Annotated in this window: 1 protein-coding gene; it reads left to right on the top strand. The window is 74.5% G+C overall.

Going from position 1 to position 2,424, the window contains the following annotated elements:
* The coding region (locus HUW36_RS30930; RefSeq protein ID WP_174531317.1) for a putative bifunctional diguanylate cyclase/phosphodiesterase at window positions 1-2,153 on the top strand (2,153 nt) is incomplete at its 5' end.
* Between the last annotated feature and the right edge of the window lie 271 nt (window positions 2,154-2,424).

Here is a 2,424-nt window from a genome sequence, read left to right as displayed (position 1 = left end):
CGGCCCTGCTCCGGCTGCCCGGCGCGGCCGCGACCCGGGCCGCCACCGCCCGACTGCTGCTCGACGGCCTGATCATGGCCACCGCGCTCTGGTTCGTCGGCTGGGTGGCGGTGAGCGAGCCGACCCGGCTGCTCGGCGCCACCGCCCCGGCCGCCTGCCTGCCCATCCTGCTGGCCACGGTCAGCGCGGCGCTGACCGCCGGGCTGACGCTCATCCTGGTGCTGCGCGTCGCCCGACCGCGTCGCTGGCTGACCCTGCTCGGGGCCGGGGCGATCGCGGTGACGGTCGGCGGGCTGGGCGTGTCCGCCGGGCTCTGCCAGGGTGGGCCCGGCATGCTGCTGGCCGGCGCCGCCACGACCGCCGCCGGCCTGCTGGCCACCGCCGTCGCCGGGCGCCGGGCCGACCTGACGCAGCTCGACGTCGACCTCATCCGCCGCGACGGCGAGTACGCCTTCGTGCCGATGTTCGCCATCGCCGCCTCCGCGATGTACCACCTGTTGCAGGGCGGCCGGTTCGACGGCTACGGCATCGTGGCCGGCAGCGTCGAGGGGTTCGCGTTGGTGACCCGGCAGTACCTGGCCCTCAACGACGTCCGCGGCTACGCCGTCCGGCTGGCCGAGCGGGAGGCGCACTTCCGCGAGCTGGCGCACACCGACCCGCTCACCGGCCTGGCCAACCGGCGCGGGCTGCTGCGCGCCCTGCACCGCTGCGCCGAGGCGGGCACGCCCTGCGTGCTGCTCGGGCTCGACCTGGACGGTTTCAAGAACGTCAACGACATGCGCGGCGACGACGTCGGCGACGCGGTGCTGGCCGAGGTGGGTCGGCGGCTGCGCGGCAACCTGCGCCCGGGCGACCTGGCCGCCCGGCTCGGCGGCGACGAGTTCGCGGTGCTGATGCACGGGTCGGCCGAGCCCGGGCCGGTGGCCGACCGGCTGCTCGGGGTGCTCGGCCGGCCGTACGAGGAGACGGACGGGCCGGTCTTCCTCTCGGTCAGCATCGGCGTGGCCGGCAGTCGCGGCGACCACGACGTCGAACTGCTGCTGCGCAACGCCGACCTGGCACTGCGCTACGCCAAGCAGCGCGGCAAGAACCGGATCGAGCGCTACGACGCCACGTACGACCAGCTGCTGAGCCGGCGCACCCGGCTGGAGCACGAGTTGCGCGGCGCGATCGAGCGCGACGAGCTGCGGCTGGTCTTCCAGCCGGTGGCGTCGCTGCCCTCGGTGCGTCCGGTCGGCGCCGAGGCGCTGCTGCGCTGGCACCATCCGGAGCTGGGCAACGTCCGGCCGGACGAGTTCATCCCGCTCGCCGAGGAGTGCGGGATGATCGCCAAGCTCGGCGCCTGGGTGCTGCACCAGGCCTGCTACCAGCTCTCCCGGTGGCTGGCCGACGGGCACGACGTCTGGGTGTCGGTGAACGTCTCGCCACGCGAGCTGCACGCCCCGGAGTACGTGGTCCAGGTCGCCGACGCGCTGCGCGCGCACCACGTGCCGCCGCAGCGGCTGGTGCTGGAGGTGACCGAGCACGCCGTCGCCACCGACCTGGACGAGCTGATCCGGCGGCTGACCGCGCTGCGGCTGACCGGCGTACGGATCGCGCTCGACGACTTCGGCGCCGGCTACTCCTCGCTCGGGCAGCTGCGCCGCCTGCCGATCGACATCCTCAAGATCGACCACAGTCTGGTCGCCGAGCACGAGCCGGTCCGGCCGATCGGCCGGGACGGGCCGGCGTTCGCCCCGATGGTCGACATCGTCATGCGCCTCGGCCACCAGCTCGGGCTGGAGGTGATCGCCGAGGGCGTCACCAACCCGACCGAGCTGGCCGCCGTGGTGGCGGCCGGCTGCCGGTTCGGCCAGGGCGCGCTCTTCGGCTGGGGCGTGCCCGCCGAGCACCTGGAGGCGATGCTGGAGGCGGCCACCGCGCCCGGCAACCGGCCCACCCCGATCCCGCCCGCGCCGCCGCCCCCGCCGGTGCGCTCCCCGTCGCCGTTGCTGCCCCGGCTGCGGAACAACCCGCCCGCCCCGCGTCCCCCGATGGAGGGATCCGCGCAGGTGGCAACCGGCGCGGAAGGGGCGCCGGCGGGCGACACGCCCACGTCCGTGAACCAGAATGTGGGATCAGTTGACTCATCGCGTGAGATGCGTCAGGCTTGACCGCATGTCGTCGAACCGGTCGCTGCGAGTACTTACCTGAGCGCACTCTCCCACCGAGAGTGCGCTGGCCCCGTGCATCCTGCACGTGGGCTTTTTTGTTGCCGTCGGACCATCGCCGGGACGCCCGCGTCCCATCCTGACAACCGCGTCACCCACTCACAGCCGAAGGCCTGAACCGCCATGACGAGACCCACGCCAGAGACCCTCGCCCACTCCGCCCGACGAGCCCGCCCGGGCGCCGGCGCGGCCGGCGACCCCGACCACGCCCCCG

This window comes from Micromonospora maritima, assembly GCF_902825405.1.
Taxonomy (GTDB): Bacteria; Actinomycetota; Actinomycetes; order Mycobacteriales; family Micromonosporaceae; genus Micromonospora; species Micromonospora maritima.
Note: the sequence above shows the minus strand (reverse complement) of the source record. Positions and strands in the feature narration are given on the sequence as shown.